Source organism: Nocardiopsis sp. L17-MgMaSL7, from assembly GCF_003182025.1.
GTDB lineage: Bacteria > Actinomycetota > Actinomycetes > Streptosporangiales > Streptosporangiaceae > Nocardiopsis > Nocardiopsis prasina.
Genome location: NZ_QGTF01000005.1, coordinates 250,096 through 275,356 on the forward strand (window position 1 = coordinate 250,096; position 25,261 = coordinate 275,356).

At 71.4% G+C, this 25,261-nt stretch carries 19 protein-coding genes and 3 tRNA genes; 7 read left to right on the top strand and 15 right to left on the bottom strand.

Going from position 1 to position 25,261, the window contains the following annotated elements; genetic code table 11:
• Positions 1 to 180: 180 nt before the first annotated feature.
• From BDW27_RS11040 to BDW27_RS11060, 5 genes are all read left to right on the top strand, one after another.
• Positions 181 to 1,056, top strand: a complete 876-nt coding sequence (locus tag BDW27_RS11040; RefSeq protein WP_110049236.1) for a M24 family metallopeptidase — start codon at positions 181 to 183, stop codon at positions 1,054 to 1,056.
• The gene (locus BDW27_RS11045) at positions 1,053 to 2,786 is read left to right on the top strand and encodes an SDR family oxidoreductase (RefSeq protein ID WP_110049237.1); all 1,734 of its coding nucleotides are present in this window, start codon (positions 1,053 to 1,055) and stop codon (positions 2,784 to 2,786) included. The genes BDW27_RS11040 and BDW27_RS11045 overlap by 4 nt, the downstream gene beginning before the upstream one ends.
• 56 nt (positions 2,787 to 2,842) lie before the next feature.
• Positions 2,843 to 3,817, top strand: a complete 975-nt coding sequence (locus BDW27_RS11050; protein WP_110049238.1) for a metal-dependent hydrolase — start codon at positions 2,843 to 2,845, stop codon at positions 3,815 to 3,817.
• Positions 3,814 to 4,956, top strand: coding sequence for a PDR/VanB family oxidoreductase (locus tag BDW27_RS11055; RefSeq protein ID WP_199560615.1), 1,143 nt, complete (start codon positions 3,814 to 3,816; stop codon positions 4,954 to 4,956). Before BDW27_RS11050 ends, BDW27_RS11055 begins: the two co-directional genes overlap by 4 nt.
• 171 nt (positions 4,957 to 5,127) lie before the next feature.
• On the top strand, positions 5,128 to 5,730 hold the full coding sequence (locus BDW27_RS11060; protein ID WP_110049320.1) for a TetR/AcrR family transcriptional regulator: 603 nt from the start codon (positions 5,128 to 5,130) through the stop codon (positions 5,728 to 5,730).
• A gap of 198 nt (positions 5,731 to 5,928) precedes the next feature.
• On the opposite strand, the gene BDW27_RS11065 is transcribed toward BDW27_RS11060, so the two are convergent.
• The 6 genes from BDW27_RS11065 to BDW27_RS11090 form a co-directional block, all read right to left on the bottom strand.
• Positions 5,929 to 6,004: transfer RNA gene (locus BDW27_RS11065), tRNA-Glu, on the bottom strand.
• Positions 6,005 to 6,129: 125 nt separating this feature from the next.
• Positions 6,130 to 6,205: transfer RNA gene (locus BDW27_RS11070), tRNA-Glu, on the bottom strand.
• 51 nt (positions 6,206 to 6,256) lie between these two features.
• Positions 6,257 to 6,328, bottom strand: a tRNA-Gln gene (locus tag BDW27_RS11075).
• A gap of 132 nt (positions 6,329 to 6,460) precedes the next feature.
• Positions 6,461 to 7,909, bottom strand: a complete 1,449-nt coding sequence (gene gltX, locus BDW27_RS11080) for a glutamate--tRNA ligase (protein WP_083927574.1) — start codon at positions 7,907 to 7,909, stop codon at positions 6,461 to 6,463.
• Between the two features lie 86 nt (positions 7,910 to 7,995).
• Complete coding sequence (locus BDW27_RS11085) at positions 7,996 to 9,060, bottom strand: GDSL-type esterase/lipase family protein (protein WP_199560616.1); 1,065 nt, start codon at positions 9,058 to 9,060, stop codon at positions 7,996 to 7,998.
• Positions 9,061 to 9,164: 104 nt separating this feature from the next.
• The gene (locus BDW27_RS11090; protein WP_017545913.1) at positions 9,165 to 9,965 is read right to left on the bottom strand and encodes a fumarylacetoacetate hydrolase family protein; all 801 of its coding nucleotides are present in this window, start codon (positions 9,963 to 9,965) and stop codon (positions 9,165 to 9,167) included.
• A 412-nt stretch (positions 9,966 to 10,377) separates the two neighbouring features.
• On the opposite strand from BDW27_RS11090, the gene BDW27_RS11095 reads away from it, so the two are divergent.
• Positions 10,378 to 11,172, top strand: a complete 795-nt coding sequence (locus BDW27_RS11095) for a DUF3152 domain-containing protein (RefSeq protein WP_110049239.1) — start codon at positions 10,378 to 10,380, stop codon at positions 11,170 to 11,172.
• 64 nt (positions 11,173 to 11,236) lie between these two features.
• Here the strand turns inward: BDW27_RS11095 and BDW27_RS11100 are convergent, their stop codons facing one another.
• A complete protein-coding gene (locus BDW27_RS11100; protein ID WP_110049240.1) occupies positions 11,237 to 12,418 on the bottom strand; it encodes a triacylglycerol lipase in 1,182 nt (393 codons plus the stop codon).
• 505 nt (positions 12,419 to 12,923) lie between these two features.
• Here BDW27_RS11100 and BDW27_RS11105 point away from each other — a divergent pair.
• The gene (locus BDW27_RS11105; protein WP_233515723.1) at positions 12,924 to 13,349 is read left to right on the top strand and encodes a Rieske (2Fe-2S) protein; all 426 of its coding nucleotides are present in this window, start codon (positions 12,924 to 12,926) and stop codon (positions 13,347 to 13,349) included.
• A gap of 60 nt (positions 13,350 to 13,409) precedes the next feature.
• Here the strand turns inward: BDW27_RS11105 and BDW27_RS11110 are convergent, their stop codons facing one another.
• The 8 genes from BDW27_RS11110 to BDW27_RS11145 form a co-directional block, all read right to left on the bottom strand.
• Positions 13,410 to 14,813, bottom strand: a complete 1,404-nt coding sequence (locus BDW27_RS11110; RefSeq protein WP_110049241.1) for an ABC transporter substrate-binding protein — start codon at positions 14,811 to 14,813, stop codon at positions 13,410 to 13,412.
• 32 nt (positions 14,814 to 14,845) lie between these two features.
• Positions 14,846 to 15,748, bottom strand: a complete 903-nt coding sequence (locus tag BDW27_RS11115) for a carbohydrate ABC transporter permease (RefSeq protein WP_017545907.1) — start codon at positions 15,746 to 15,748, stop codon at positions 14,846 to 14,848.
• Positions 15,745 to 16,692, bottom strand: coding sequence for a carbohydrate ABC transporter permease (locus BDW27_RS11120; protein ID WP_017545906.1), 948 nt, complete (start codon positions 16,690 to 16,692; stop codon positions 15,745 to 15,747). Before BDW27_RS11120 ends, BDW27_RS11115 begins: the two co-directional genes overlap by 4 nt.
• 393 nt (positions 16,693 to 17,085) lie before the next feature.
• Entirely contained in the window at positions 17,086 to 18,696 is a 1,611-nt protein-coding gene (gene cimA, locus BDW27_RS11125; RefSeq protein ID WP_049568507.1) for a citramalate synthase, read from the bottom strand.
• A 338-nt stretch (positions 18,697 to 19,034) separates the two neighbouring features.
• Positions 19,035 to 20,159 (bottom strand): branched-chain amino acid aminotransferase, encoded by a 1,125-nt coding sequence (locus tag BDW27_RS11130; protein ID WP_110049242.1) that lies wholly within the window; start codon positions 20,157 to 20,159, stop codon positions 19,035 to 19,037.
• Between the two features lie 204 nt (positions 20,160 to 20,363).
• Positions 20,364 to 21,428, bottom strand: coding sequence for a 3-isopropylmalate dehydrogenase (locus BDW27_RS11135; RefSeq protein WP_110049243.1), 1,065 nt, complete (start codon positions 21,426 to 21,428; stop codon positions 20,364 to 20,366).
• Between the two features lie 638 nt (positions 21,429 to 22,066).
• Positions 22,067 to 23,608, bottom strand: coding sequence for a glycosyltransferase family 2 protein (locus tag BDW27_RS11140; RefSeq protein WP_233515725.1), 1,542 nt, complete (start codon positions 23,606 to 23,608; stop codon positions 22,067 to 22,069).
• A 94-nt stretch (positions 23,609 to 23,702) separates the two neighbouring features.
• The coding region (locus BDW27_RS11145; protein ID WP_233515726.1) for a glycosyltransferase family A protein at positions 23,703 to 25,261 on the bottom strand (1,559 nt) is incomplete at its 5' end.

Below are 25,261 nucleotides of genomic sequence, written 5' to 3' on the forward strand. Positions count from 1 at the left end.
GCACCCGTGGCCGCGTCCGCCGAACCCCGGCGGGCGCGGCCGCCGTCGTTCCCGGACACCCCGCCCGCGCGACCGCGCCCGCGCCACGCCTCTCGCGCCCCCGTGAGGCCAGCGCCACGACACGGCGAAGTGCCGGCCCCGCCCCTGGACTCTTATTGACACTCTGTCTAACATGACGGAATGTCTCACAAGAACGTGACCGGGGACACAGCCTCCCGGGCCGAGTTCGACGCCTTCCGTGAGCTGCAACAGCTCGCGTACCAGGCCGCCAGCGACGTGGCGGCCGCCCTCGAACCCGGCGTGACCGAACGCGAGGCCGCCCGGCGGATCCGCGAACACCTGGAGGAACGCGGGGTCCAGGACTGGTTCCACACCCCCTTCGCCTGGTTCGGGGACCGCACCGCCTTCCGGAACTTCCACGTCCCGCTCCAGTTCTTCCCGACCGGACGCCGACTGGAGGAGGGCATGCCCTTCATCCTCGACTGTGCCCCCGTCCGGGACGGCTACGTCGCCGACATCGGCTACTCCGGTTACCTGGGCGAGAACCCCCTCCACGACCTCCTCATGGACGACCTGCGCGCGCACCGGGACCTGATCGTGGGTCGGGTCCGCGCCGGCGACACCCTCCAGGACGTCTACCGCGCCGTGGACGCCCTCATCCGCGAACAGGGCTACGAGAACCGACACCGGATCTATCCGGGCCGGGTCATCGCCCACCAGGTCGGGAAGGTCGGGTCGCGGCTGCCCCGGGCGATCGTCGCGGGCTTCGGCGTCCGCTCCCTCCAGACCCTCTTCGGTGACCTCCTCGTCGAACGCATGCACCACCGCTCCCCGCTGTGGGCCGACGGAGACGTCTCGGCGCACCCCGCCACCCCCGGCATGTGGGCGGTCGAACCCCACATCGGCTTCCGCGACATGGGGGTGAAGTTCGAGGAGATCCTCGTCGTCACCGAGGACGACGCCCACTGGCTGGACGACGACCTGCCGCACGTCCGCCGCTGGGCACGGACGTCCCCCACCCCCACCGACACCAGCGAGGAGACCGTGACCGCATGAGCACCCGACCGCACCGCCACGTCACCGCCACCGACGGCCAGCGCTTGGCCGTCTACTCCGCCGGGGACCCGTCCGGGCCCACCCTCGTGCTGGTCCACGGCTACCCCGACAACGCCAGCGTCTGGGACACCCTCGCGGCCGACCTGGCAGCCGACCACCACGTCGTCACCTACGACGTCCGGGGCGCCGGGCGTTCCACCGCCCCCGACGACCGAACCGGCTACCTGCTGGGCCAGCTGGCCGACGACCTGCGCGCCGTGGTCGACTCCGTCAGCCCCGGCCACCCCGTGCACCTGGTCGCCCACGACTGGGGCTCCATCCAGACCTGGCACGCCGTCACCGAGCCCGCCCACGCTCACCGCTTCGCGTCCTTCACCTCCCTCTCCGGCCCCGACCTCGACCACGCGGGCCACTGGCTCCGGGAGGCCCCGGACGGGGTCCGGAACGTGCTGCGCCAAGCCGTCCGCTCCAGTTACATCGGTTTCCTCAGCACCCCCGGACTGCCCGAGGCCGCCTGGCTCAGCGGGATCGGCGGCCTGGCCCTGGCCGCTCTGGAACGCGTCGGCGGCGGCCCCCGCGTGCCCGCCAGGCGCGCCACCCGCGACTACCTCAACGGGTTGGCCCTGTACCGCGCCAACATGCTCCGCCGCTTCACCCGGCCCACCGGGCGCCGCACCGGCGTGCCGGTGCAGGCTCTGGCCCCCACCCACGACGCGTTCATGGTCGACCAGGTCCAGTCCAACGCCGGGCGCTGGGCGGACGACTTCCGCTTCCACCGCTTCCACGGAGGACACTGGTCACTCCGTTCCCGTCCCGCTCCCGTGGCCCGCCGCGTCCGCGCGTTCGTGGCGGAGATCGAGTCCGGTGCGCCGCGCCCGGTCCGCAACCTCACCGCCCAGCAGGCCCGCCGCCACGGCGGCGCGTTCGCCGGGCAGGTCGCCGTGATCACCGGGGCGGGTGGCGGCATCGGACGCTGTCTCGCCTTCGAGCTGGCCGAACGCGGCGCGCGGATCGTCGCCGTCGACGTCAACGGGCCCGCCGCCGAGCGCACCGCCGCGCTCTGCTCCCTGGTCACCCCCGGCTCCGCCGCCCGGCGCGTGGACGTCACCGACGCCGCCGCCATGGACGGGCTCGCCTCGTGGGTGCGCGAGGAGTACGGGGCGCCCGACATGGTCGTGAACAACGCCGGGATCGGCGTGGCCGGACCCTTCCTGGAGGCGACCGCCGAGGACCTCGAACGCGTCGTGGACGTCAACCTGTGGGGCGTGATCAACGGGGTCCGCGCGTTCGCCCCCATGATGGTGGAGAGCGGGGGCGGCGGCCGGATCGTCAACACGGCCTCCGCTGCCTCCTACCTGCCCTCACGCCTGTACGGCGCCTACTCGGCGACCAAGGCCGCGGTCCTGGCGCTCAGCCGCTCCCTGCGCGGCGAACTCGCGGGCCGAGGGGTGTCCGTCACGGCGGTCTGCCCGGGCCTGATCGACACCGGGATCGTCTCCAGCGCCCGGGTGTCCGGCCTGGGCGAGGTCTCCCGCACCAAGGACCGGCTCAACCGGCTGTACCGGCTGCGCGGCTACACCCCGGAGAGGGCGGCCCGGCGGATCGCCGACGCCGTCGAGTCCGACCCGGAGATGGTCCCGGTCACCAGCGAGGCGCACATCGGACTGGCCCTCTCCCGGATCTCCCCGGCCGCCGTCCGCGGATACGCCCGTGTGGCCCCGCCGCTCTGAGCCGTCCCCCGCCCCTGCCCCTCTCCGACCCCCTCGACCCGTCACGGAGGCCGACCATGAGCGGTGACGACACCCTCGCACCCACCACACCCGTCGAGTCCGGCGCGGACGAGCCCGACCGGCTCGTGCTGCACGCCCGCGACGTCCGGTTCGACTGGACTGAGCTGGACCTGCACTGGATCCCCGGCGAACCCTTCGCCACCCACGTGATCAACGTCCTCCACCTGCTGCTCCCGGAGGGGGAACGCTGGTTCGTGGAGGTCTTCAAGCAGGCCGTTCCGCACATCACCGACGACGAACTCCGCGGACAGGTGCTCGGCTTCATCGGCCAGGAGGCCGTGCACGCGGAGGCCCACGCGGGCGTCCTCGACCACATGGACGCGCACGGGCTGGACCCGCGCCCCTACGTGGAGCAGATCGCCTGGATGTTCCGGGTGGTGCTCGGCGACCGCGACCTGTCCGGCGACCGCGAGTTCGCCTGGCTGCGGACCCGGCTCGCGGTGATCGCCGGGATCGAGCACTACACGGCCGTCCTGGGCCAGTGGGTGCTGGACGCCCGGAAGCTGGACGAGGTCGGCACCGACCCCACCATGCTGGACCTGCTGCGCTGGCACGGCGCGGAGGAGGTGGAGCACCGCGCGGTCGCCCACGACCTCTACGCACACCTGGACGGCGGTTACCCGCGCCGCGCCCTCGCCATGGGGGTGGCCGCCTTCGCGCTGGCCGCGCTCTGGGTGCGCGGGGTGCGGTTCCTGGTGGCCAACGACCCCTACCTCAGGGGCAGGATCGGGGGGCGCCGGCCGAGGGCCTCCTGGGCCGTACGGGACGGGAGGCGCGGCCTGATCCCGCGTCTGGGCCAACTGGCCCGGGCCATCCCCGAGTACCTGCGCCGCAGGTACCACCCCTCGCACTACGGTTCCACCAGCCAGGCCGTGGCCTACCTTGCGGTCTCCCCCGCCGCCCGGGCCGCCGACGCCGCGGAGCGGGAGGCCACTGAGCGGGAGGCCGCGGGCGGGGAGGGCGCACAGTGACGAACGCACCCCACTGGAACGCGGACGGTTGGCAACGGGGCGGCGGGAGAACCGCGCACAGCGCCGAGTCGTACGCGGCCCCGCGCCCTCCGGTGTCCCTGTTCGGCCGTGGCGGGCACCCCGACCGGTTCATGCTGGCCCTGGAGCGCGTGGCCGCGCGGATCGAGCCGCTCACCTCACGTTGGCGCCCCGGCCGACGGTCGCCCGCGCCCACCGGGGACCTGACGGTACGGGTCGCCCGCGTGGAACGACCCGCTCGGGACGTGGCGGCCCTCACCCTGGTCCCCGCGCGCCCCGGTGGCGCACTGCCGCGCTGGCAGCCCGGCCACCACGTGGACGTGGTGCTCGGCGACGGTGTGGTGCGCCAGTACTCCCTGTGCGGCGACCCGCGGGACCGTTCCGCCTACCGGATCGCGGTGCGCCGTATCGACGGCGGCACGGGTTCGGGCCTGGCGCACGCACTCGCCGAGGGGGACGTTCTCACGCTGCGCGGGCCGCGCAACGCGTTCCCCTTCGCACGGGCCGACCGGTACCTCTTCGTGGCGGGCGGCATCGGCGTCACACCGGTTCTGCCGATGGTCCGCGCCGCGCACGCCGCCGGCCGCCCGTTCCGGTTCGTCTACACCGGCCGGAGCCGGGAGAGCATGCCGTTCCTGGACACGCTCCCCGCACCGTCCCGGGACGCGGACGTGACGGTGCGCCCCGACGACGAGTACGGGCCCCCGGACGCCGCCGAACTCCTCGCCGGGCTCAGCCCGGGCACGGCCGTGTACGTGTGCGGACCGGCCCCGCTGATCGACGCGCTGCGGCGACGGGTGCCCCCGGGCACCCCGTTCTTCTCCGAACGCTTCTCGCCGCCGCCCGTCGTCGACGGACGCCGGTTCGAGGTGCGGTTGGGCCGCGCGGGGCCGGTGCTCCCCGTCCCGGAGGACGAGTCCGCCCTGGACGTGGTGCTCCGGGCCCGACCGGAGACCGCCTACTCCTGCCGCCAGGGCTTCTGCGGCACCTGCCGGGTGGGGTTGCTGTCCGGGGAGCCCCACAACCGTGACCGGCCCACCGGCGGGTCCCCCCGCGGCGCGGGGTTCGCCCTGTGCGTCTCCCGCGCCGACGAGGGCACACAGCTCGTGCTGGACCTGTGAGCGGTTCCCGGGGGCGGTAGTTTCGGAAGGGGTGCCCCGACGAGGAGGGGCCGGAGGGCTCGGGAGGTTACGACAGCGGTGGTGTCCCACAGGGCCGACCGTCACCAGGCGCGGGTGACGGGTTCGGCGGTCCCGGTCGACGGACCGGGTACCGGGCGGCGGCCACGCCGTATGGCGCCACACGAACGCCGGGCGGACCTGATCCGGACGGCGCTGCGCGTGTTCGCGCGGCGCCCGCCCGGCGACGTCACCCCCGAGGAGGTCGCCGAGGCGGCGGACGTCTCCCGGGCCCTGGTCTACCGCTACTTCCCCAACATGGCCGAGCTGCGCCGGGCCGCGCTCGAACAGGCCATGTCCGAGCTCATGTCGCGGCTGGCCCCGCCCGACGACCTTCCTCCGGCCGAGCAGCTGCGGGTGGCCCTGCGCACCTTCGTCGACTTCGCGGACTCCTACGCCCCGTCCTACGCGGCCCTGCTCAACGGGGGTTCGGTGATCTCCACGGAGGAGACCGAGGCCCAGATCGACCGGGTCCGAGACGGCGTACGGACCCTGATCCTGGACCGGGTCGGCGTCAGCGAGCCCTCGCCCCGGCTGCTGCTGGCCCTGCGCTGCTGGGTGTCCGCGGTGGAGACCGCGGTGATGTCCTGGCTGCGGGAGCGGCAGATGACCCGTGACGAACTCGCGGACTGGCTCCTCGACCAGCTGACGGCCATGCTGCTCACCGCGGGCGGCCCCCAGGAGGAACGGGATCTCCTCGCCGCCCACACCGGCTGAGCCGCCGCCCGGCGCCCGCGCCGTCCTCCGCCTCCGGATGCCCCGCGAGGGGGCGGTCGGACCGCCGTCGCCCCTCCGAGGACGGCCGTGGCCGAGGCGTCGCGCCACCGGGAACACACCGCCGACGAGCACGTGGCCACCAGGGCGGTACCCCCGAAAACGACGGAAGGCCCCATCCAGTGGATGGAGCCTTCTCCGTGGTACCCCCGAGCGGATTCGAACCGCCGTTACCGCCTTGAGAGGGCGGCGTCCTAGGCCACTAGACGACGGGGGCCTACGCGATCGCGAGGACCGCTGGTGCGCGTGAGCCGTAAGGATACGATACCCACGCGAACCGGACACCGGTGACAAGCACCGGCCCAACAGGAAGCGCTCCACCAAGTGGAGAGTTCCTGCCGTTGGTACCCCCGAGCGGATTCGAACCGCCGTTACCGCCTTGAGAGGGCGGCGTCCTAGGCCACTAGACGACGGGGGCGCACCTTGGGTCGCAAGACCCGTGCCGACCACGGACAACCGTGGTCATGCGCTGGCCTACCAGGACTCGAACCTAGACTAACTGAACCAGAATCAGTCGTGCTGCCGATTACACCATAGGCCAATGCTTTGGGAGGACCCGGTAGCTTTCGCTTCCCTGTCCCCCTCGGCGACGTGTTTAACTCTAGCGGACATTCGGAGTGCTCGCGAACCGAATACGGGGCGGCCGGCCGTGTCCCCGGCCACCCCGTGCCGATCAGTTGTCGACGGCGTCCTTCTCCTCGGCGCGCAGGCGCTCCAGCGCCGTCTCGAGGCGCGCCTGGACCCGCTCGCGGCCCAGCAGCTCAAGGGACTCGAACAGCGGCAGGCCCACCGTCCGTCCCGTGACGGCCACGCGCACCGGGGCCTGGGCCTTGCCCAGCTTCAGTCCGAGCGTCGCCCCGGTCTCCTCGGTGGCGGTCTTGAGGGCGTCGGCCGTCCACTCCAGCCCGGGGTCGGCGTAGCGCGCCAGGGCGGCCTCCACCATCTCCTTGCCGACGCCCGGCTTCATCGCCTTCTTCCAGCTCTTCTCGTCCTCGGCGGGCTCCTTCAGGAACAGGAAGTCCACGTTGGGGACGATCTCGCTGAGCACGGCCACGCGGCTCTGGGCCAGCGGAGCCACGGCGGCGAAGACCTCGGGGTCGTAGTCGGCCGCGTCCCAGGGGGTGCCCTCACCGGTGAGCCAGGGCTGGCAGCGCTCGGCGAACTCCTCGACGCTCAGCGCGCGGATGTACTCGCCGTTGAACGCGCGCAGCTTCTTCTCGTCGAAGAACGCGCTGGAGCTGTTGACGTCCTGGACGCGGAAGAGCGGCATCATCTCCGACCACGGCATGATCTCGCGGTCCTCACCCGGAGCCCAGCCCAGCAGCATCAGGTAGTTGACCATCGCCTCCGCCAGGTAACCCTCCTCCTGGTAGGACTCCAGGGCGACCTTGTCGCGGCGCTTGGACAGCTTCTTGCGCTGCTCGTTGACGATGACGGGCAGGTGCGCCCACACGGGCGGGGTGAGGTCCAGGGCCTCCCACAGCAGCTGCTGCTTGGGGGTGTTGGACAGGTGCTCCTCACCGCGGATGACGTGCGTGATCCGCATCTCGACGTCGTCGAGCACGTTGGCGAGCACGAACAGCGGGGAGCCGTCGGCGCGGGCGATCACGAAGTCCTCGATGGCGGCGTGGTCGAACTCCACGTCGCCGCGGATCTGGTCGCGCACGACCGTGGGGCCGCCCTCGGGCACGCGGAAGCGCAGCGCCCGGCCCGGTCCCGGCTCCAGGCCGCGGTCGCGGCAGAAGCCGTCGTAGCCCAGGTTCGGGTTGTCGCGGCGTTCCTGCACCTGTTCGCGGGTGCAGTCGCAGTAGTAGGCGCGGCCTGAGCGGTACAGCTCCTGCGCGGTCTCGCGGTGTTTCTCGACGTAGGCCGACTGGAAGTAGGGGCCCTCGAAGTGCGGGTCGCTCGCGTCGATGCCGATCCAGGACATCGCGCGGATGATGCCGTCGGTCCACTCGGGACGGTTGCGGGCGGCGTCGGTGTCCTCGATGCGCAGGACCATGCGGCCCTCCGGCTGCTGCTGGGCCAGCGCCCAGTTGAACAGGGCGGAGCGTGCGCCGCCGACGTGGAACATGCCCGTGGGGGACGGGGCGAAGCGGGTACGAATCGGAGTCTCAGTCACGGTTCCGAGGATATCCGTGGCCCGGGATGACCTGTGGGAAGTCTCGGAGAGGGGGACGGGCCCGGGAGGTGCGCCCCAGTGCGGGCTCAGGGGTGGATCGGCAGCGGACGGGCGTGGGCCGGGCCCAGGCCGAACTCGCGGGAGAGGGCGTCGGCGAAACCGGCGGCGATCTTCATCTCACCGCCGTCGTTGGGGTGGGTGCCGTCGTAGGTGTCGGTGTGGGGGTCCCAGGACTCGGCCCCCGCGAGGTCGAAGCTGGCCACCGGGGACTCCTCGGTGGCCGTGTCGGCGGCCACGGAGCGGACCAGTTCGTTGTAGACGTACACGCGCAGGGCGAAGCCCTGGTCCTTGTCGGCCAGCGTGATGGGCGGCGCCTCGGCGAACAGGACACGGATCCGGGGGTTGGACTCGCGGGCCGCCTGGACGTAGGCGCGCAGCCGCTGTTCCATCTCCTCGGCGGTGATCGGGTGGAGCAGGTCGTTGATGCCGATCAGGACGCACAGCACGTCCGGCTGGTGAGTGGCGACGTCGGCCCCGATGGTGGTGAGGGCGTCAGCCAGGGTGCGCCCCCAGCGGGCGTTGTGGTCCTGGTCGAAGTCGGGGTCGCGGTAGGTGCGGCCGTCCGGGGCGCCGGAGGGGTCCGGCAGGTCCGGGAACCCGGAGGGGTCGAGGCCCTCCGCGGGGGCCGGACCCTCGAACGGGCGCTCCGCGCGCCGTTCCTCGGGGCTTCCGAGGTGGCCCCCCTGCCCGACGCCGGGTTCGCCCTCCCCCTCGGCGTCGCGCTCGGCGTCCTCGTCACCGCCGAAGAGCTCCGGCGGGATGATCTGCTCCGGTGTGGCGGGGTCCGAGTACGGACCGACGAAGTCCAGGTTCTCCACGTGCGGGTCGAGGTGGTTCCACAGGTGGAAGCGCCAGGTCCGGTCCCCGCCTGCGCCGTGGGTCATGGAGTCCCCGGCGAGCATCACGCGCACCCGCGACCGCTCCTCCATCCAGGCCCCCGGGGCGCGGTCGTCGGTGGGGTCGGGGTCCCCCGGACCGACCCGGGTGACCAGCCACAGGCCGGATCCCACCAGTGCCAGGAGCAGGGTGAGGACCCCCGCGAGCCTCGCGGGACGGCCGAGACCGGGTCGTGGTGCCTGTCGAGGTGCCAAGGGGTTCGGTCCTTCCGCTCGGTGGGTCGGCGTGCGCCGCCGGGGACCGTGCGCGGGGGCGGACCCCGCGCACGGTGGGTCGGGACGGGGCCCGCCCCCGGGGATCAGTCCCGGGTGACCACCCTGTTGGTGATGGTGCCCAGGCGCTCCACAGTGACGGAGACCTCCTGGCCGACCTCGACCGGGCCCACTCCCGCCGGTGTTCCGGTCAGGACAACGTCGCCCGGGAGCAGCGTCATGAAGGAGGAGACGTAGGAGATGATGCCCGGAATGTCGTGGATGAACTGTGACGTTCGTCCATCCTGGCGGACCTCTCCGTCCAGGGTCGTGGTGACTGCGAGGTCCTCGGCCTCCTCGATGCTCAGGCCGGTGGTGATCCACGGCCCGATCGGACAGAAGGAGTCGAAGCCCTTGGCCCGCGTCCACTGCTTGTCGGTCTTCTGGAGGTCGCGGGCGGTGACGTCGTTGGCCACCGTGTACCCGAAGATGACGTCCTTGACGCGCTCACGCGGCACCTCGCGGCAGGGCCGGGAGATGACGATGGCCAGCTCACCCTCATAGCTGACCCACTCAGAGACCGAGGGGTAGAACACCGGGTCGTACGGCCCCGTGACGGCCGTGGACGGCTTCAGGAAGACCACCGGTTCGTCGGTGGACTCCCCAGTAACATCCTTCATCTCCGCGACGTGGTCGGCGTAGTTCTTGCCGATGCAGACCACCTTGGTGGGCAGGACCGGCGACAGCAGGCGCACGTCGGAGAGCCTCGCCCGCTCACCCGTCAGCTTGATGTCCCCCAGCAGCGGATGCCCCGTCAGCCGGGCGACGAACTCCTCTCCGCTGTCCGTGTCCGTCTCGACCAGGCCGAACCCGACCTCGTCACCGGCCGCGAACCGTGCGATACGCACCTGATGCCTCCCAGCAGCCCTGTTGCTCGTTCTTGCCGCTTGAAGCGTAGCGGCGCCCGGCGCGACCGTGCCCGGTACGTCCGGGTGTGCGGGCCCGATGCTGCCCACACAAGGGAACCCAGAGTGACGGATTGTTCACAACAAGACGCCGACCGGGGTCCGAAGGCGTGACACACCCACCCTTCCCGGCACGGCGCCTGGCCCTCTACGGGGGCGAACTCTGGCATGCTGGATGCGTTGTCCGCACCCCGGGAACCGTCGTCCCGGAGGTCGGCGATACCACCAGTGTGCGTGGCGGTCCGCACCTCGCCCCGCCGGAGTCCCGGCGGTACCACCGTCCACTGTCGAGAGGTTGAGCCTCGTGCCCGCTCCCGCTCCCCGAGCCAAGCACCGCCGACGCCGCCGGTACCCCATGGGACTGGCCCTGGGCCTGTGCCTGGTCTCGGGCGCGTCCGCCGTGCTGATGGTCAGCGTGCCCGAGCCCGGCTCGGACCTCGGCTCCCCCGAGGAGACCTCCGCGACCGGCCCCGTGGGCGACGGGGTGCCCGACGACAGCACCCGCGACCACCCCGGCTCCGAGGACTCCGCGGCCGGGACCACCTCCGGTGGGACGGACCCCTCCCCCAGCGCGTCACCGACCGACGAGGACGACCTCCCGCTCCTGTTGCGCTCGGTGGTGGAGGAGGTCGACACCGCGGACGGGGACGTCAAGGTGATGAAGGGCGAGGGCGACGTCATGGGCGACGGCCCGCTCACCACCTTCGCCGTGGAGGTGGAGAAGGGCCTGCCCGGCCGGAACGCGGACTTCGTGGAGGCCGTCGAGGAGATCCTCGGCGACCCCCGCAGCTGGGGCAACGACGGGGACCGGTCCCTCCAGCGGGTGGACGGCGACGACGCCGACATCCGGGTGCTGCTGGCCGCGCCGGACACGGTCGACCGCATGTGCGCGCCGCTGAACACCAACGGGTACGTGTCCTGCGCCAACGGCAACCGCGCCATCATCAACCAGAACCGCTGGGTGTCCGGCGTCGACGACTTCGACGACGACCTGGAGACCTACCGGATCTACCTGATCAACCACGAGGTGGGCCACACCCTGGGCCACGGACACGTGGACTGCCCCGGAGACGGGGAGCCCGCCCCGGTCATGCAGCAGCAGACCCTGGGCCTCCAGGGCTGCGAGGCCAACGGGTGGGTCCACCCCTAGCCAGGGGCCCGGCCGGACGCCGTCGTCGAACGACCGCCGACCGGACCACTGACCTCACGGCGTCCTACTGGGGCAGGCGGTCCAGGATCCACGAACCCAGGGCCTCACTCATGTGCGAGTGGGGTTCGTTGGTCCGCGCCAGCTTGAACTCGTCGAGTTCGCTCGTGTAGGGGTCGAGCGCGTCGACCTCCGCGTACGGATCGTCCAGGTCACCGATGGCGACCGCGCTGACCGAGGGGACGAAGCAGATCGAACGGACCGCGATCTCCGTGCTCCCCGTGAGTTTGAGGCGGTCGCCGGCGATCCCGAAGGTCTCCAGGGTGCCGCCCGGCGCCCCGTCGAGCGCGGGGATCCCCGTGGTGCGTACCTCCGCTTCGGACAGCAGGCCCTTGAGCCGCGCGACGAGTCGCTTGTCCCCCGAGGCCTGGGTGCGAAGGGCCGTCCCCGAGAACCAGCCTCCGCTGACCGTGACGGCGTCCTCGTCGGGCGGCACACCGGGACCGACGCCGTTCCCGGTGCCGTTGGCCACTCCGATCCTGCGCGGGCGCTGGGGCCAGGAACCGACCCTCGCCAGCTCCGCCAGGAACTCGGTGCGCAGGGCGTCCTCGACCGGTTCGGCGTCGACGCTCTCGACGTGGCGCCACAGCAGCTGCCGGGCGGCGGCGCTGTTGATCTGCCGGGACAGCGCGGGGGTGGCCTTGAGGAAGTGCGCGATCGCCTGGAGCCCGACCGGCACCCACGCCCCCCGGTGCGGGCTGTCATACGAGAGGTAGAGCGCGGTCTGGTGGTCGACGCCGTCCGCCTCCAACTTGGCCAGCGCGTACCGTGTCACCAGCCCGCCCATGCTGAAGCCGCCGACGGTGAGCGGGGCGTCGCCCAGCCGCTCGCCGATGGCGCGGAAGACGACCTGGGTGACGGTCTCCGCGTTGCGCAGGATCGACGCGCTGCGGTCGTCGTAGCCGACCAGGACCAGGTCGTGGCCGCGTCGGCGCAGTTCGGTGAAGAAGGCGTAGTCCCCGCGCTCCAGCCCCGCCCAGAGGCGGTCGAGGTCACTGGGGCCGCTCTCGAAGCCGTCGGAGAGGATCACCGGCCTCCGCAGGCCGGCGTCGGGGTCGCTCAGGTACACCCAGGCCGTGCCGCCCGGGACCTCCCAGGTGTCGTCCGGGGCGGGCGCCGGCTCCAGGGCGGGCGGGGTCGGAGCGAGGAAGCCGAAGGGCTCCACGACGGGCTGTTGTTGGTCGGTCATCACGGCCGCTTTCGGTGAGGAGGCGCGAACGCCTGAGAGGCGCCCGCACACCGGCCCTCCGGGGGTCCGGGAGGGCCTTCCGCCGTACCTGCGGGGAGCGGATGGTCGGTGACGCGGGCAACCGCATCCTGTCCATCCGGTCGCCCTCCGGAACCGGGTGGGCACCGAACGACCCCGATGTGGTCCGCTTCACCCCCGATTCAGCCGGTCTGCGGAGGCGGTAGCGGCCCGGTCGGAACCGGGGTTGCGGTGGCGCCGCCGGTGTGACCGACGACCGGTCCGCCACCGGGACACGCGTCGATCGGCGCGGGGACACTCGGCTGGTTTCCCGGACACGGAGGGCCCGCACCGTGTTCCATGGGGGTGGCCCCACCGACCGGGGCCGTTCGTCGCCCGCGAGGGGGCCCGCGCCCCGTGCGGAGGTCCGCCCGCACCGTGTCGGGCGAGAGAGTGAGGCCGTATGTGTGACTGCCGCGCAGCCCGTCCCGTGACCGTCCAGCCCGAGGTGACCAGGCGCTCCGTGTTCGGAGTCGCCAGCGGTGGCGCCGTGGTCGGGGTGGTGACCGCGTGTGGCGGGACCGAGGGCGGCGGGGGTGGCGGCGGCTACGACGAGCAGGGGCAGGACACGGACCAGGACGGCCTCGACGCCCCGATCGCCACCACCGACGAGATCCCCGTGGGCGAGGGCGCCATCCTCAGCGAGCACGAGGTGGTCGTCACCCAGCCCGAGGAGGGCACCTTCCGCGCCTTCTCCACCGCCTGCACGCACGAGGGGTGCCCGGTCGACCAGGTCGTCGACGGACAGATCCAGTGCCCCTGCCACGGCAGCCGCTTCTCCATCGAGGACGGCTCCCCTACGGAGGGTCCGGCCCGGACCCCGTTGGAGGAGGTCCGGATCCGGGTCGACGGGGACTCCATCCTGCTGGCCTGAGCCGGGAACGGCGGGGGCCGCGGTGGTGGCACCACCGCGGCCCCCGGTCACCGGTTCACGTCAGTCCTCGACCGAGGCGTTGTACTCCTCGATGGTCCGGGACACGCTCGCGGCGGCGTTGGCCATGGCCTCCTCGGCGGAGGTCTCACTGGTCAGGGCGGTCTCCCAGCCCTCCTCGGCGGCGACGCGGGCCTCGGACATCACGCCCATCATGCAGCCCGCGGTGTTCTCGTTGATCACCGAGTCCGCCAGCTGGTCGGCGGCCACGGAGAACTGCGGGAACTCCTCGGCGCGCTCGGAGGCCTCGGGTCCGTCGTAGCCCTCGGTGTTGACCGCCAGGTATCCGGTTCCCGCGTGCCAGACCGACTGCGACTCCGGGGTGAGCAGGAACTGGACGAACTCCCAGGACCCGCGGATCTCCTCGGGGGTGTGCCCCTCACCGTTGATCCACAGCGAGGCACCGCCGATGACCGAGCCGCCCGGGTCGTCCGCGCCGATCAGCGGGAAGTACCCGGCGCCGACCTCGAAGTCGGACTGCTCGATGAAACCGCCCAGGGAACCGGTGGACTCCAGCGTCATCGCGGCCCGGCCCGAGGTGAACGCGGCCTGTCCGTCGTCGGTGTTGCGACCGATCTGGACCGCCAGTTCGTCCTCGATCATCTGGTCCCACCACTCGACGAGCTCCACGATCTTCGGGTCGTCGAAGAGCACCTCGCTGGCGCGGCCGTCTCGGCCGTTGGAGGCGTCGCAGTAGGGGGTGGCGGCGCGCGCCATGAACTGCTCGATGAACCACCCGTACACGGAGGCGCCGAAGCCGTACTGGACCACGGTGCCGTCGTCGTCCCGGACGGTGAGCTCCTCGGCGGCCTCACGGATGCCGGCGAGGTCGGTGGGCGGCGAGTCCGGGTCGAGTCCGGCCTCCTCGAACGCGTCCCGGTTGACGTACATCAGCGGGGTCGAGTTGTTGAAGGGGAACGACCTCAGCTCACCGCCGACGGTGAAGTAGTTGAGGAGCGCGTCCTCGATCGAGGAGGTGTCGTAGTCGTCCACGTCGAGGAAGGACTGCGCGGGGACGGTCTGCGCGGAGTCGATCATGAACTGTGTACCGAGGTCGAAGATCATGATCATCTCGGCGGTGTCGCCCTGCTGGATCGCCGCGCGGTGGCTGGCCAGGGCCTCGTCGTACTGGCCCTGGAAGGAGCCGGTGACCTGCACCCGGCCCTCGTTCTGGGCGTTGAACTCGTCGATGAGCCCGTCCAGCACCTGGCCGTTGGTGGCGTCCATGCTGTGCCAGAACTCGACCTGGACCGCCTCGTCGAGGTCGTCCAGGACCTCCGGCCCGGGCGCGGTGAGGTCGCTGCCGCCACCGCCCCCTCCGTCTCCGGAACACGCGCTGAGGGCCAGGCCGAGGCTGGCGAGCAGGGCCGCGGCCTTCACGCCGCGACGTCGGGGGATACGTGTCATGGGTTTCTTCTTCTCCACTGGGTTCTCGGGGCCTACTTGACCGCGCCCGCGGTGAGGCCCCGGACGATGAAGCGCTGTCCGAAGATCACGAGGGCGAGGGTGGGGATGACGGACAGGGCCGCACCCGCCAGGACGAGGCCAGGGTTGGCCGCCTCGCCCGCCTTGAGGCTGTTCAGGCCGATCTGGAGGGTCTGCATCTCGGTGCTGCGCGTGATGATCAGCGGCCAGAAGTACATGTTCCAGCTGGTGATGAACACGTACATGCCGACGGCGGTCAGGGCCGGCTTGCTGAGCGGCATGAGGATCGTCCACAGGAACCTGAGGTGCCCCATGCCGTCGATGCGCGCGGCGTCGTACAGCTCCCGTGGGAACTGCCTGAAGCTCTGGCGCAGCAGGAAGGTGCCGAAGGCGTAGGCCAGGAAGGGCAGGACCAGACCGGCGTAGGTGTTGCCCAGGCCCCACCCGGTCAGGGTGAGGTAGTTCGGGATGAAGGTGGCCTCGGCCGGGACCATCAGCGTGGACAGGAACAGGGCGAAGACGACGGCGCTGCCCCGGAACCGCAGGAACACGAACGCGTACGCGGCCAGAGCCGACGTCACGAGCTGGCAGACCGTGATGATCCCGGCCATGACCAGCGAGTTCGTGTACATGCGCAGGAGCGGGACGGCGGCGAGCGCCCCCTGGATGTTCTCGAAGTTCACACCGGTGGGCAGCAGTCGCGGCGGGAACGTGGACAGTTCCCGCGACTCCATGAGGGTTCCCACGAACACGTAGTACACGGGGAACAGCACCGGGATGAGCAGCGCCGCCAGCATGAGGTACAGCAGGACGCGGCCGACGACGTGCCCGACCCCGTGCCGGTGGCGCCTGCGGACGCGGACCGGCTCGCTCCGGGAGAGCTGGTCGGCGGTGGCCGTCGCGGAGGGGGCGGTCATGAGTAGTGCACCTTCCGCTCGATGACACCGAACTGGACGACGGTGCACACCAGGACCACCACGAGCAGGACGAGTGCCTGGGCGCTGGCCCGGCCGAAGTCGCTGGTCCCGTAGGCGAAGGCGTCCTGGTAGATGGAGTAGACGAGGGTGGTCGTGGAGCCGACCGGTCCGCCCGCGGTGAGGATGTGGATCTGCCCGAAGCTCTGGAGCGCGTTGATCGTGGAGATGACGATCAGGAAGAAGAGCTGCGGGCCGAGCATCGGGATGGTGACGTCCCAGGCCAGGCGCGGCCCGGTGGCGCCGTCGATGCGGGCGGCCTCGTTGACCTCCTTGGGAATGGAGCCGACCCCGGCCGCGAGCACGAGGACTCCGTATCCGAGGTTCATCCACACCGTGGTGAGGGCGACCGACCACAGGGCCATCTCCTGGGAGGTCAGCCACGGGACCTGGTCGAGGCCCATCCGGTAGAGGACGCCGTTGAGGACGCTGTTTCCGGGGCTGTAGAAGACCGCGAAGATCACCGAGGCGCTGGCCACGGAGAAGGCGAAGGGCAGCGCGAAGGCGCCGCGCAGGAACCGCTGGGCTCGCAGCACCCCCTCCAGGAGGAGGACGACCACGAGGGCGCCCACGACACCGGGGACGACGACTCCGAGGGTGAACACCAGGGTGGTGAGGAGGATCCGGCCGAACTCGGGCGAGGCCATCTCGGCGAAGTGGCTCAGACCGACGAAGCGGTTGGGCTGGCCGATGATGTCGTTGCCGTGCATCGACAGGTAGACGGTGCGGCCCAGTGGATAGACCAGGAAGAGCGCGAAGACCGCCACGGAGGGGCCGAGGAAGCCCCAGGCGAGTATCGCGTCCCGCCCCGGTCGGGCGCGCTTGTTCGAGGGCTTGGGGGAGGGTGGCGACGCGGCGCGGCGTTCTGTCACCGAACCGTGGGTCACCCTGTTCCCCCCGTCCTGTCGGATGGTGGGTGAGGACACGGCTCGAAGTCTTCAGGGCGCAGGTGACCTGCGGTTCGCTGGACGGCGAACTGCGCGCCAACGAAAGCGCGCACATTGGTTATGACGGGCATCTATCACCACTCGTACATCTCGGACATCTTCAAAGTCCGCAGTATCGAGTGGTCGCAGACACACTGGCTATGACCTCAAGGACAGGTCTGTCTTACCTTCAGGTAAGACGCGACCGCCTGACCTCGACTTTCGGGTCAGGCGGTCGCGTGACGTCGAGGTTTCGACCGTGACGTTCGCGTCACCGGCCCGACACCGGACCGGTGCACGGAGTGCACCGGGGGCGGGCGGTGACGGAAGCCCCTCGGCCCGGTGGCCCGGCCGTCAGCTCCGGGGGTAGCCCTGGTGCAACAGCCCGTAGGTGATGGCCTGCTCCAGCGCCACCCACGAGGCGTCGACGACGTTCGGACCCACGCCGACGGTCGTCCACTCCTCGGTCCCGTCGCTGAAGGTGACGAGGATGCGGGTGATCGCGTTGGTGCCCGAGGTCCCCTCCAGGATGCGGACCTTGTAGTCGGTCAGCTCCAGCCCGGCGAGGGCCGTGTAGACGTTCTCCATCGAACTGCGCAGCGCCCGGTCCAGGGCGTTGACCGGGCCGTTGCCCTCGGCCGTGGCGATGATCCGCTCACCCTTGACCCGGAGCTTGACGGTGGCCTCGCTGAGGCTCTCGTACTCGTTGGAGAGCGGGCTGACCCCCGCGGCCGGACGGCGCTCGGTGAGCACCCGCCAGGACTCGGTCTCGAAGTACCGGACGGGGGAACCCAGCTCCTCGCGCAGCAGCAGCTCCAGGGAGGCGTCGGCCGCCTCGAAGCTGTACCCGGACAGTTCGAGGCTCTTGACGCGGTCCACGACCCGGCCGGACAGTTCGCGGTCCCCGGACAGGTCCAGGCCCAGCTCCCGCGCCTTGAGCTCGATGGAGGCGCGCCCGGCCATGTCGGAGACGAGCATGCGCATGCGGTTGCCGACCAGCTCGGGGTCGGTGTGCTGGTAGAGGTCGGGGTCGACCTTGATCGCCGAGGCGTGCAGACCGGCCTTGTGCGCGAAGGCCGACACCCCCACGTAGGGCTGGTGAGTGTCGGGCGCCAGGTTCACGATCTCCGCGATGGCGGTGGACACGCGGGTCATCTCGGCCAGGCAGCCCTCGGGCAGGACGTCCATGCCGCGTTTGAGGCCGAGCGCCCCGACCACGGAGAAGAGGTTGGCGTTGCCCACCCGCTCGCCATAGCCGTTGGCGGTGCACTGGACGTGCGTGGCGCCCGCGTCCACGGCGGCGAGGGTGTTGGCGACCGCGCAGCCGGTGTCGTCCTGGGCGTGGATGCCCAGACGGGCGCCGGTGGCCTCCAGCACCTCCGTGACCACGCGGGTGACGTCGCTGGGGAGCATGCCGCCGTTGGTGTCGCACAGGACGACGACGTCGGCTCCGGCGTCGGAGGCGGCGCGGACCACCGAGAGGGCGTACTCGGGGTCGTGGTGGTAGCCGTCGAAGAAGTGCTCGCAGTCCACGAACACGCGCTGCCCGTGTTCGCGCAGGTACGAGACGGTGTCGGCGACCATGGCGAGGTTCTCGTCGAGGGTCGTGCGCAGGGCCCGTTCGACGTGCCGGTCGTCACTCTTGGCGACAAGGGTGACGACCGACGCGCCGCTGTCGCGCAGCGCGGCCACCTGTGGGTCGTCGGCGGCCCTCACACCGGCCCGGCGGGTCGCGCCGAACGCGGTGAGTCGCGCGTGTTCCAGCGTCAGCTCTTGTGAAGCCCGCTGGAAGAACTCGGTGTCCTTGGGGTTGGACCCGGGCCAGCCGCCCTCGATGAACGCGACCCCGAAGTCGTCCAGCAGCTTCGCGATGGCCAGCTTGTCGGAGACCCGCAGGTTGATCCCCTCGCGCTGGGCTCCGTCGCGCAGCGTGGTGTCGAAGACGTGGAAACTGTCGTTCCTCATGGGTGGAACTCCCGGTCGATGCTGTGTGTGGCGGCCCCGGCCAACAAAAAAGACCCCTCGTGGACACGAGAGGTCAGCGCGCTGGCAGGGTCCGGTTTCTTCCCTGCGTCTACGCGGGAAGTCGTCAGCCAGCGCGCCCCAAAATAATGACTACCTGGGACAGCATGTCGCCAGTGTGCCACACGAACCCGACGGAGTCGCAGCTCGGGGCCAATATGTCTCACCAGGCGAGACGAATAATCCTCATACCGGACACACCGGACGCCTTCCGTGACTCCGGAGCCCCGTGGGACGTGTCGGGGGCCGCCACCGGTGTCCGGTGACGGCCCCCGCCGGGTCTAGGCCCCCTGGAAGCGGGTGATCCAGCCGTGCCTGTCCTCGCGCAGGCCGGTCTGGAGGCCCACCAGCTCCTCACGCAGGCGCATGGTGATCGGGCCGGGCTGGCCGTCGCCGATGGTGAACTCACCGTCGTCGCTCTTGACGTGGCCGACCGGGGTGACCACGGCGGCGGTGCCACAGGCGAACACCTCGGTCATCTCACCGGACTCGGCCGCCGCCCTCCACTCCTCGATGGACAGCGGCTCCTCCTCGGCGGGGATGCCCAGGTCGGGGGCGAGGCTGAGCAGCGACTCACGGGTGATGCCGGGCAGCAGGGTGCCGGTCAGCGGAGGCGTGCGCAGGCGGGCGTTCTCGCCCTCGCCGAACACGAACCACAGGTTCATGCCGCCCATCTCCTCGACCCAGCGGTGCTCGCGGGCGTCGAGCCACACGACCTGGTCGCAGCCCTTCTCCACGGCCTGGGCCTGGGCCAGGAAGCTCGCGGCGTAGTTGCCCGCGAACTTCGCCGCGCCGGTCCCGCCGGGGGCGGCGCGGGTGAAGTCCTTGGACAGCCAGACCGTCACCGGCTTGACGCCACCGGAGAAGTAGGAACCCACCGGCGACGCGATGAGCAGGTAGACGTAGCTGCGCGACGGGTTGTTGACGCCCAGGCCCACGTCGGTGGCGACCATGAAGGGGCGCAGGTAGAGGCTGAAGTACTCCTTGGACGGGACCCAGTCGCCGTCGTGTTCGAGCAGCAGCTCGATGGACTTGAGGAAGAGCTCCTCGGGCAGCGCCGGCATGGCCATCCGCGCCGCGCTCCTGTTGAAGCGCGCGGCGTTGGCCTCGGGGCGGAACGAGGCCAGCGAGCCGTCCGGGTGGCGGTAGGCCTTGAGCCCCTCGAAGATCTCCTGCGCGTAGTGCAGTGCCGCCGTGGCGGGGTCCAGGCTCAGCGGGCCGTAGGGCTCCAGCTTGGCGTCGTGCCAGCCCTTGCCCTCCGTGTACCGGATGCTCACCATGTGGTCGGTGAACACCTGACCGAACCCGGGGTTCTCCAGCAGTGCCTCACGTTCCTGCGGGGTCTTCCGCTGGTCGGAGAGCTGGATGTCGAACGTCAACCCAGTGGTGGTGGTGTTGTTGTTCATGTCGTCGGTGGTCCTCTCGGATGCAACCGGTCGGCAGCGCCGCCGACCTGGGATCTAGTGTGTCGGAAGAGCGCACCCGGTGCCAGGTCGGGTCACACGGACAGCGGGCGCGCGGATGGGTCTCCGGCGCGCCCGCTGACGATCACGGTTGGCTCGTACGTCGTCGGCCGCGCCTCAGAAGTGGCAGGGCCGACATCGATGGTGTCAGCCCTGCTCGGCTACTCGCGCGGCGAGGTCGTCACCGATGCGGGAGGTGGTGCGGACCGCACCGTCCTGGGCGCGGGTCTTGAGGTCGGCGGAGACCGCGGCCTCGATCCGGCCGGCGGCCTCGGGCAGGCCCAGGTGGTCCAGCATGGTCGCGGCGGAGAGCACGGTGGCGGTGGGGTCGGCCTTGCCCTGGCCGGCGATGTCCGGCGCGGAGCCGTGGACCGGCTCGAACATGCTGGGGAAGGTGTTGTCCGGGTTGATGTTGCCGCTGGCGGCCAGGCCGATGCCGCCGGTGATGGCGGCGCCGATGTCGGTGATGATGTCGCCGAAGAGGTTGTCGGTGACGACCACGTCGAAGCGGCCCGGCTGGTTGACGAAGAACATCGCGGCGGCGTCGACGTGGCAGTAGTCCACGGACACCTGCGGGTACTCGGCCCCGACCTCCCTGACGGTGCGCTGCCACAGCTCGCCCGCGAAGGTCAGGACGTTGTCCTTGTGCACCAGGGTCAGCTTCCGGCGGGGGCGGGCCGCGGCCTTCTCGAAGGCGAAGCGGACCAGGCGCTCGACGCCGAAGCGGGTGTTGACGCTGTCCTGGGTGGCGATCTCGTGCGGGGTGCCCTTGCGCAGCACGCCCCCGGCGCCCGCGTAGGGGCCCTCGGTGCCCTCACGCACGACCAGCATGTCGATGTCCTCGGGGGCCACCCCGGCCAGGGGGCTGTCCACCCCGGGGTAGAGGCGCACGGGGCGCAGGTTGACGTAGTGGTCGAACTCGAAGCGCAGGCGCAGCAGCAGGCCGCGCTCCAGGACGCCGCTGGGGACGGACGGGTCGCCGACGGCCCCCAGGAAGATCGCCTCGTGGTCGCGCAGCTCGGCGGCGACCGAGTCGGGCAGCGTCTCGCCGGTGCGGTGCCAGAGCCTCGCGCCGAGCTCGTACTCGGTGGTGTCGATGGCCAGGTCGTACTGGGAGGCCGCGACCTCCAGCACCTTGAGACCCTCGGCGACCACCTCGGAGCCGATCCCGTCACCGGGGATGACGGCCAGTTTCAGGGTGCGAGCTGCCATTGGACTGCCTCTAACTCGGACGTGACCCCACCACGGCTGTCTCACCTGGCGAGATCAAGGGAACAGTAGGTGAGACAACTGTACCGGTCCAGGTGACCGGTACAGCCGCCCGACCTCGGGTCCGCTCAGTCGCGACGGTTGATCGCGTCCTGGAGGGCGCGGTGGATCTCGTCGTCGGAGTCGGGCGTGGACGGGTACTCGATCATGTCGTACATGTGATCCTCCGGAGGCTCTGCGTGACGGCGGGAGCGCACGGCTCGGCCGCTGGCGTTCGACGGTGTGCACCCCTGGCCCGATGGCGGCGGAGGCCGGATCGGCCCGAAGGGGCGCGGTGTGGGCGACGTTGTCCACGACAGAAGGACAGGAGCTCGCCCCGGCGGGATCGTCTGCCGGAGGCACCGACACGACCCGACACGGAGGACCGCGTCGGGACGCCCGGACAAGGGTGGCGCCGGGCGGAGTAGGGCGCTGGACCGTGGTGTGCGGCGGTGGAGCCGACACCACTGACTCCTAGGACGTCAGAATATCGGATGTCCAACTATATGACCAGGAATTCTCATACCGTGAGACACTCCGGCGTTTCTCCTGGTCAAAGCAACGCAAGGAAACCCGTTCTCAGTGCGGCGATTGCCCCCTGGTCACCTCCGGAGACCCATGAGCAGGAGCCACGCACCCCGCCCCTGGGTGAGCGCGCGGACGCGGCGCTCCCACCGTTCGGCCTCCGTCCGCCAGCGGACCTGCGCCTTCTCCGCCTTGCGCATCTTCCGGTGCCAGTCCTTCGGCGGCCCGTCACCCTCCTCCTCGTCCACCGCCAGGAGCCCGGCCTGGTCCAGCTCGTGGACCCCCCACAACTCGGCGACGGCGGCGTCCCGGTCCGCCTCGTCCACACCCAGATGCCGCGCGCGGGCGAAGGCCGCGGTGCGCTCCAGGCGCAGGGACCACGTCCGTCCACCGGAGCCCCGCACGAGGACGAGCCCGGCGCCCTCACGGTCGGCGGCCCCCGTCAGCGCCCGCACCATTCGCCTCCTCGGACGGACGCCCGGCGACAGCAGCAGCCGGAAGGGGACGTCGGGGTCGGTCACCGGCTCCGACTCGGCCAGGCGCACCCTCGGCTCGCACCGGTAGTGCTCGTGGACGAGGCGCACGTCCAGCGCCGGGTCGTCCACCGTGGCGTGCCGCCCCGGGGTCACCCGGGACCACTGCCCCACCAACGTGACCCGGATGTCGGCCGCGTCACCGGCCAGCAGGGCGTCCGCCGTCGCGGTGACGTCCTCGAACCCGCGCCCCACGGTGTCGATCTCCACGTCGACGAACGGCACCTGCCAGGTCCGCTTGGGTGCCACACGACGCGAGTTCAGCCGGGGTACCCGGTTCTCCATGAACGGCCGCCGGAAGCGTGCCGCCTCCGCCCCGCGCTCCTCCGTCGTCGGCCTCCCCAGGTGCAGACCGGTGGCCAGGGGCTCGGGGACGAACACCGCGCCCCGCTGGGAGAGCCGGTAGCCGAGTTCGCTGTCCTCACCCATCACCAGGTCGGCCGCCGATCCTCCGGCGGTCGAGTACAGCGCACGCGGCAGGGAGGCGGTGGCCCCGGTGAAGATCTGCCAGGCCCGGTGCCCCGCGTCACGCAGCCCGTCGGTGCGTTCCAGCACCTCGGTGATCCACTCCATGCTGTCCGTGCCCGCGCCCGTGAGGTCCGCGTGCCTCCCCGCGCGCACGTGTTCGTACACCTCGGCGGGGGTGAGCCCGGAGTCGGGGTGGTCACCGAACTCGACCCCGCCCATGACGACGAGGTAGTCGGCCAGGTGGTGCCAGCGCATCTGCGCCTCGACGTGCTCGCGGCCGACCACCACGTCCGCGTCCAGCCGCATCACGACGGACGCCCGTGTGGCCTCCACCCCCGCGCCGACCGCGTGCCCGGGGCCCCACCCGCGCTCGGGCGCGGCGATGAGGCGGGTGTGCTCGGGACGCACGGGCGGCAGCCGCAGCGCGGGTTCGCTGCCGTCGTCCACCACCACGACCTCCGTCAGGGCGGACGGGTAGCTCTGCGTGCTCAGGGCGGCCAGCGTCAGGTCCAGCTTCTCCTGCCCTCCGTACGCCGGGACGACCACGCACACCGACAGGTCCGGCTCCCACTCCCCCAGCGGCGGCGGTTCCAGCACCGAGTAGTCGTTGCGGACCACCCTGGGCCGTCCCCGCGGGTCCCCACCTCGCACGGGTCCGGAACCGGTCCCCGCGCCGCGCACGCCCTCGTTCACCATGTGCCGTCCCACGTCCTCAACCGATGATCCGGTACAGGAGCCGACCGGTTCGACTCCTGGTCAACCAGCGGAACCGACGCTCCAACCGCTCGGCTCGGACCCGCTCCGACTCCGCCCGTGCCTGGGCCTCCTCCAGCCGTTGCCGCCAGTCCCCCGGCGGCTCCGCCACCGCCTTCACAGGGCGCGCCCCCTCCGGTTCCTGCTGACTGGACAACACCGAGTCGCCGTCGATCCAGTGCACTCCGGCCACCCGGTCCAGCAGGTCGTCCAGGTCCTCCTCCGCCACCCGCAGCCGCCGTGCGCGGGCCAGGGCCGCCACGCGTTCCAGCCGGGGTCCGCCCAGGTCGTCACCGGGCCCCGTGGCGCGCACCAGCCCCGAGTGGGTCTCGTCGGCCAGGCCGATCATGTGGTTCAGGGCGTTGGGGGTCATGGGTTGCCCCGGAACGGCCCGCAGCACGAAGGGGACGTCGGGGTCGGTCACCGGCTCCGACTCGGCCAGGCGCACCCTCGGCTCGCACCGGTAGTGCTCGTGGAGCAGGCGCACGTCCAGGTCCGGATCGTCCAGGACCCGGTGCCGCCCCGGGGTCACCCGTCCCCACGCGCCCACCAGCGTGATCCGGACGTCGGCCACGTCACCGGCCAGCAGCGCGTCCACGGTCTCCGCGACCTCGTCGAACCCCGCCCCTTCGGTGTCGACCACCGCGTCGACCAGCGGCACCTCCCACTGGCGTCCCTTCAGGGCCCGCCGCTCTTCGGCGAGCGGGAGCCGGGAGCCGACGAAGGGGCGGCGGAACCGGCCCCCCTCCTCCCTGCGCGTCTCCATCTGCGGGAGTCCCAGGTGCCAGCTCCCGGCCTCCTGCTCGGGCACGAAGACCGCCCCGTTCTGGGCGAACCGGTATCCGAGGTGGGTGTCCTCTCCCAGGACGAGCGCGGACGCGGCCCCGCCCGACTCCTCGAAGAAGGCGCGCCGCACGGACCCGGTCCCGCCGATGAAGTAGTGGAACCCCTGGTGGCCGACCTCGCGCAGGAGGTTCGTGCGCTTGTAGGCACGCCGCAGCCAGAGCAGTTCCTCACCCGGACCGGCCACCAGCGCCTCGGGGGCGCCCCGGCGCACCGCGTCGAGGACGGCCGCCGGGAACAGGGTCCCGGGCGTGTGATCGACACAGCGCAGATGACCGGTGACCGCGACGTAGTCGGCCAGGTGGTGCCAGCGCATCTGCGCCTCAAGGTGCTCGCGGAAGGCGATCATGTCCGCGTCGAAGAACAGCAGCACGTCCGCGTCGGTGGCGGCCGCGCCGGTGTTCAACGCGTGCCCGCGCGCCCAGCCGCCGGGCTCGTTGGGCACGATCCGGGTGTGCTCGGGGCGGATCGGCGGCAGCCGCAGCGCGGGTTCGCTGCCGTCGTCCACCACCACGACCTCCGTCAGGGCGGACGGATAACTCTGCGCGGCCATCGACGCCAGGGTCAGGTCGAGTTTCTCCTGCCCTCCGTACGCCGGGACGACCACGCACACCGACAGGTCCGGCTCCCACTCCCCCAGCGGCGGCGGTTCCAGCACCGAGTAGTCGTTGCGGC

Coding starts and splice junctions, on each gene's coding strand:
- BDW27_RS11040 (WP_110049236.1), top strand. CDS start 181: ATGTCTCACAAGAACGTGACCGGGGACACAGCCTCCCGGGCCGAGTTC.
- BDW27_RS11045 (WP_110049237.1), top strand. CDS start 1,053: ATGAGCACCCGACCGCACCGCCACGTCACCGCCACCGACGGCCAGCGC.
- BDW27_RS11050 (WP_110049238.1), top strand. CDS start 2,843: ATGAGCGGTGACGACACCCTCGCACCCACCACACCCGTCGAGTCCGGC.
- BDW27_RS11060 (WP_110049320.1), top strand. CDS start 5,128: ATGGCGCCACACGAACGCCGGGCGGACCTGATCCGGACGGCGCTGCGC.
- BDW27_RS11095 (WP_110049239.1), top strand. CDS start 10,378: ATGGGACTGGCCCTGGGCCTGTGCCTGGTCTCGGGCGCGTCCGCCGTG.
- BDW27_RS11100 (WP_110049240.1), bottom strand. CDS start 12,418: ATGACCGACCAACAACAGCCCGTCGTGGAGCCCTTCGGCTTCCTCGCT.
- BDW27_RS11110 (WP_110049241.1), bottom strand. CDS start 14,813: ATGACACGTATCCCCCGACGTCGCGGCGTGAAGGCCGCGGCCCTGCTC.
- BDW27_RS11115 (WP_017545907.1), bottom strand. CDS start 15,748: ATGACCGCCCCCTCCGCGACGGCCACCGCCGACCAGCTCTCCCGGAGC.
- cimA (WP_049568507.1), bottom strand. CDS start 18,696: ATGAGGAACGACAGTTTCCACGTCTTCGACACCACGCTGCGCGACGGA.
- BDW27_RS11130 (WP_110049242.1), bottom strand. CDS start 20,159: ATGAACAACAACACCACCACCACTGGGTTGACGTTCGACATCCAGCTC.
- BDW27_RS11135 (WP_110049243.1), bottom strand. CDS start 21,428: ATGGCAGCTCGCACCCTGAAACTGGCCGTCATCCCCGGTGACGGGATC.